The organism is uncultured Lactobacillus sp., assembly GCF_947367125.1.
In the GTDB taxonomy this organism is placed as follows: domain Bacteria; phylum Bacillota; class Bacilli; order Lactobacillales; family Lactobacillaceae; genus Lactobacillus.
The window spans coordinates 1-4809 of record NZ_CANBCQ010000064.1; the positions used below are offsets into that span (position 1 = coordinate 1).

The following is a 4809-nucleotide window of genomic DNA, read 5'->3' on the forward strand; positions in this document are numbered from 1 at the left end:
CTACTTGCCATCTGCAGTCACATCCTTAGTATCTGCTTGAACAGAACTCTCAGGTTTTGGCAATTGATCTACTGGTTGCACGACGTCTTTTTCATCTACATCTTGAGCTACAGCAGGATCTTTTTCCATTTCTTCAGCATCTGCTAAATGCATGGCGGCTACAGCTTTTTCTAAAGCACCGTAGATCATGTTTGCTGTTACATCATTGATACCCATGTAGTGTAAAGCCTGGTTAATTAGTTCATAACCCATTTGACGCTTTTCCTTGCTAGTACCACCCAAGAATTCAACTTCATGGACCGCATTAGTCGCAACTTTGCCTAGTACATCGTAGGCTTGGCCAGCACGTGTGGTGCGATTAATTTTTGCCTTGTTGCGAGCATAGGCACCCGCAATTACAGCGATGATATAGCTTGCTACAGTAATACCTAAGTAAATCCAATCTTTAATCGTCATTTTTATGTAATTCCTTTCTCAATTCATTATTTTCTTTTTGCAATCTCTTACATTCGGAATTTAACCTGTCATTTTCTTCTTTAATGTAGTCATGATCGCTATTCTTACTATTCAGTCTCCAAGTTAGAATCCCTATGATTAGAGGAGCTAACACCTGCAGTAAGTTCGTGAAGTCGTGCAAGTGTAACACCTCCTATTCTTTAGTGTTTCTATTTCTAGCTACGTCTAAAATGTTGAGAAGCATATATAAACACAGAACAGCTGGCACGCTCATTTTGAACTGACCAACAAAAATCATGTGTAAAACTTCAACTACCATGATTGAGGTCACAAAAGCAGCAGAACCGACAAGCAAAATGCCTGCTATTTTGTTATCATGTGCAGAAATTGCAGCATAAACAAGCAAGCCAACTCCTACAAAAACCGCTATTGCATCAATTCCATCATCATTCATCAAAGAAACATACTGAGGTGGCCAAAAGAAATATCTAGGCATTAGCCATAAAGCGATACCTAGCAGAACCATAGCTAATCCTAAGTTAGAATACTTGCTATTCTTGAACAGATTGTTAATCGTTTGCTTGATCATGATCATCACCTGCGGTTTCAGTTGATTCATTAGCAGGTTGCTTTTCCTCTACAGGGGATGCATTAGATTGACCATAGTCTTGACCAGTGATTTCTTTGTAAGCATTGGCAGTAATTGCGCCCGTTTTTACAAAGCCATCGATAGGTTGACCCCAGTCGTAAGATTGCTTTACTAAAGATTGCATAGCAGCAAATGATTTAGAAAAGTCAAAATTAAAGTTAAACATTATTTATTGCCTTCTTCCTTAGCAGTATTTCCTTGAGTTTGAGTTGATTCTTGATTTTGTAGATTGGCTGCAAATTTAGTCAGCTCTTGAACGGCTGGTAGTAATTGACCTAAAACGGCTGTAGTTTGAGTTTGGCCTTGCTGAATTGCATCAATCTTTTGTGATAGTCCCTCTGTATCTTGACCTTCATTTTGTAGGGTCTTAACTGCTTGCTTTAAATCGTTAAGTTCCTTTTCCTTAGCTTCTTCGCTTTCATCTACCCATTCGCCTTTGCCCCAGTCAAATTTTGGAGTCTTGCACTTGCTTGGGTCGTACTGTGGTAATGCAGGAATGAATGGCCATTGCGGATGATCAAGTTTGCGAGTATATTCAATTGGACCTTCGCAGTTGATTTGCTGCCCTTGAAGCATGCCCGATACATAAACGAGGTTAGTTCCTTCACCAGTTAAGATATCGCCTAGAGTCTTAGGCTTTTGTTCGGTATTGGTTGTTTGGCCATTGGTGGCTACATTTTGTTGTTCGGATTTATTTTGGTTTTCAGTAGTATTTGCTACTGGTTGTTTTTGATCTTCTGTCATAATTTTTCCTTTCTGTTAAATCGATAATTTTTGCATCAAAAAAGGGCCGCTGGTGGCGGTCTACTATCGTTCTTCATAAAACGAGAGCCTATTTTCCTTGCTTTAACTGGTTGATTTCAGCTTTTAGAGCATCTAAGTCTGATTTCATTACATAATCTTCAGGAGCAGGACACCATGGTGTTGCAACTGCACCCCTTTCAAGTTTCAGTCCAGCAATCCAAAATGGAACAGTGCCATTGCCTTCAATTCGAGGCTGTATTGCACCACTGTCAAGCATAGTAAAAGTCATACTAACTTTCTGCCAATCTCCCGTTGCAGTTATCGTTATACCGTTTGGGTTTCCATTTACTTTTTTGTAGCCACCTTCACCGTCATTATTCAAAGTTATAAACAAATTTAATGAAGAGCCTGCCTTACCTTTAGCATACGCAGAAAATGTAAAAGTTTCGCCTTTATTTACTGCTATGAACTGGGATATGCCGTTCCATGCCCAATCGCTGCAAACTGCAGTAAAATCTAAATATTTATCTTTTTGCTTAACTTGATCTAAATACAGCCAATTGCCAGTAAAATCTTTGCTGCCAGTCAACAAGTTAGGGTTAACAATATCCTTCTTTTCGGCCAACTCATGTTTATCTATAAAAATACTCATTATGCAGCCACCTCACTTTCCACTGAAGTGACGTAAAGCACTGATACTAGTGGCTTAGGAGGCTGGTACCCCCCCATTTTGGATTCTAGGGCGGTTAAGCGGTCGCTAAGTGCATCGTAGTCTGACTTAAGTACCAGATCTTCTACAGCTGGTACATATGGAGTAGCAACAGAACCACGTTCAACTTTTACATTTTGAACATGAATGGAATTTTGCCCAGTTGATCCAGCTTTACCTGAATAGATTAGTAAAATAGGAGGATTGTTAGGATCGCTATCAGCATTAGCGATAAAGGTTTTAGAACTCCGAATTCCAGATTTTAGAAAAACAGTCTCACACGTGGGATCAAATGAATTAGAAGTATCACTATTATAAATACTTGCTATAAATACTTGCCTTGTAATTACCATCAGCTGCATGTGGTCCTGTCAATGTACCAAATGCAGAAATAGTAAAAATATCACCTTTGTGAATGGTTGTTTTTAATAAAATTTTGCAAAAAGTCCAATTGGCAGTGTTATCTTTTGAATTTAAAGTAAAATCATGAACTGATCCTAATGCTTTTTGGTTGTCTGATGTCATCACTACACCGTAAGCTAGGTTGGGGTTAATAATATCTTCTTTTTCAGCCAATTCATGCTTATCTATAAGAACACTCATTTAAGCCACCTCCATAAATTTTGTAGAAGTAGCTAAAGCCTTGTGTAGAGCGGTATATAGGCGGCTAATTACCCCCCAATTTGCTTTTCTAGTGTGGCTACACGCTGTACTAGCTTGTCGTATTCAGATTTAAGCACTACATCATCGTGCCATTTAAAGTTATTTCCAGCACCTGCAGCAATTCTGACTAATGGTCTAACCCAGCCAACGGAAATAATTGCATGTGTGTCGCCACCGCCAAAAACAATTCCAGCACTATTGCCACCTGCAACATTTCCGTTGCCAGAAGGTTGCCCTGCATTGGTGTTGTCCCTAATTGAAATTAAGGCACTTTCATTTTGGGGATTAGATAAAATATCCGACCAGCTATTAGCTTGATCAATAGTTTTAAACATTTCTTGGTCAATGTTAGCTTTATCATCGGTCACAAATTTATGACCACCAACGTATAATTCCATTTAGTTTTTCTCCTTTTCAAAATAAAAAAACGCCAGCTATCACTGTCGTTGCATAAAATCGTTAGTCATCTACAATTACCCAAAAAGCATCTTGCTTTGCTACGTCTGCTTCACTCGTTACATGAACTGGCGTTAGCTTAGTTACTTGCTTTTGCAAATTATCATTTTGTTGTTGCAATTGTGCGTTAACATTCTTCAAATTGTTATTTTCTGTTTGTAGATCGCCAATTTGCTTGGCTAAAGCATTAGCCCTGTCGGTTAGCGTTGTGGCATCTGCCTTTTGCTCAATCAAAGGCGTCAATTGATCCTTAACTCCCTTAAGTAAGTTGTCAACTTCAGCTTTTGTGTAATGATTTTTACCCAAGATAGCATCACTGATAGTTTGCATTATCCCAGCCAAAACGGTTGAATCAATCAAACCAGAGCCACTATTGCCTGCAGGTGTGCCATCAATATTGCTCGTTGTTGTATCTACTGCCATAATATACTCACCTCCTAGTCCCATAACCTTCAGTCCATTAGCCTTTTTCGCCATTGCTTCTTTAAACTGATCACCGGTTACGAATTTAGTGAAATCTAGGCTATCAAGCTGTTTAGCCATATCAGCCAGTTCTTGCTTGGTAGCGGCAATTTGATCACTGATGTCTTTAAGATCTTGTTGATCAGTTGAAATCTCGGTTTTAAGCGGCTCAACCAATTTAGTAAAGTCAGTAATCTGTGATTCTTTCCAAGAATTGTAGTCGGTCTGTAAGTCGGCACGTTGTTTGTCATAAGCATCCTTAGCCGCTTTAAGTTGTGCATCTCTTTGAGCAGTTAAATCAGCAATCGCATCATTTTTAGCTTTTTCAACCTCATCAAGTTTTGCTTTAGTCTCACTTTCGACCTTAGCAATTTCAGCTTGATTAGCGGACTGATTATTTTTAAGTTGCTGATCAGCTGCAGCTTGAATCGAGTTGTGCTGAGATTGAGCTTGTGTGTTAATTTCATTGATCTTAGCTTGATAACTGTCCGAAATTGTCTTAGATTGGTTCTGCCACTTAGACTGTAAAGTAATAAAATTCTGTTTCTGAGTATTTAACTCGGTTGTCCAATTAGTGATCAATTTATTTTCTTGGTCTTGGATAGCTTGAAGCTTAGTTCTTGCATCACTTAACTCATTTGCAATATCGTTTTGTCCATTAGAAATAGCC

At 38.8% G+C, this 4809-nt stretch carries 9 protein-coding genes; all 9 read right to left on the bottom strand.

Annotated features, from left to right (window positions below; translation table 11 throughout):
- Positions 1-456, bottom strand: coding sequence for a phage holin (locus Q0Y84_RS11955; protein ID WP_297954053.1), 456 nt, complete (start codon positions 454-456; stop codon positions 1-3).
- Positions 457-649: 193 nt separating this feature from the next.
- Positions 650-1075, bottom strand: coding sequence for a hypothetical protein (locus tag Q0Y84_RS11960; protein ID WP_297954055.1), 426 nt, complete (start codon positions 1073-1075; stop codon positions 650-652).
- Positions 1026-1271 (bottom strand): XkdX family protein, encoded by a 246-nt coding sequence (locus tag Q0Y84_RS11965; protein ID WP_297954057.1) that lies wholly within the window; start codon positions 1269-1271, stop codon positions 1026-1028. The genes Q0Y84_RS11960 and Q0Y84_RS11965 overlap by 50 nt, the downstream gene beginning before the upstream one ends.
- Entirely contained in the window at positions 1271-1849 is a 579-nt protein-coding gene (locus tag Q0Y84_RS11970; protein WP_297954060.1) for a hypothetical protein, read from the bottom strand. The genes Q0Y84_RS11965 and Q0Y84_RS11970 overlap by 1 nt, the downstream gene beginning before the upstream one ends.
- 88 nt (positions 1850-1937) lie before the next feature.
- Entirely contained in the window at positions 1938-2501 is a 564-nt protein-coding gene (locus Q0Y84_RS11975) for a carbohydrate binding domain-containing protein (protein ID WP_297954063.1), read from the bottom strand.
- Positions 2501-2911, bottom strand: coding sequence for a hypothetical protein (locus tag Q0Y84_RS11980; protein WP_297954065.1), 411 nt, complete (start codon positions 2909-2911; stop codon positions 2501-2503). Before Q0Y84_RS11980 ends, Q0Y84_RS11975 begins: the two co-directional genes overlap by 1 nt.
- Positions 2871-3161 carry a hypothetical protein gene (locus tag Q0Y84_RS11985; RefSeq protein WP_297954068.1) on the bottom strand — a complete coding sequence of 97 codons (291 nt, stop codon included), beginning with the start codon at positions 3159-3161 and terminating at the stop codon, positions 2871-2873. The genes Q0Y84_RS11980 and Q0Y84_RS11985 overlap by 41 nt, the downstream gene beginning before the upstream one ends.
- A gap of 68 nt (positions 3162-3229) precedes the next feature.
- Positions 3230-3619, bottom strand: a complete 390-nt coding sequence (locus Q0Y84_RS11990) for a hypothetical protein (RefSeq protein ID WP_297954071.1) — start codon at positions 3617-3619, stop codon at positions 3230-3232.
- Between the two features lie 61 nt (positions 3620-3680).
- On the bottom strand, positions 3681-4809 hold a 1129-nt coding region (locus tag Q0Y84_RS11995), incomplete at its 5' end, for a DUF2479 domain-containing protein (RefSeq protein ID WP_297954074.1).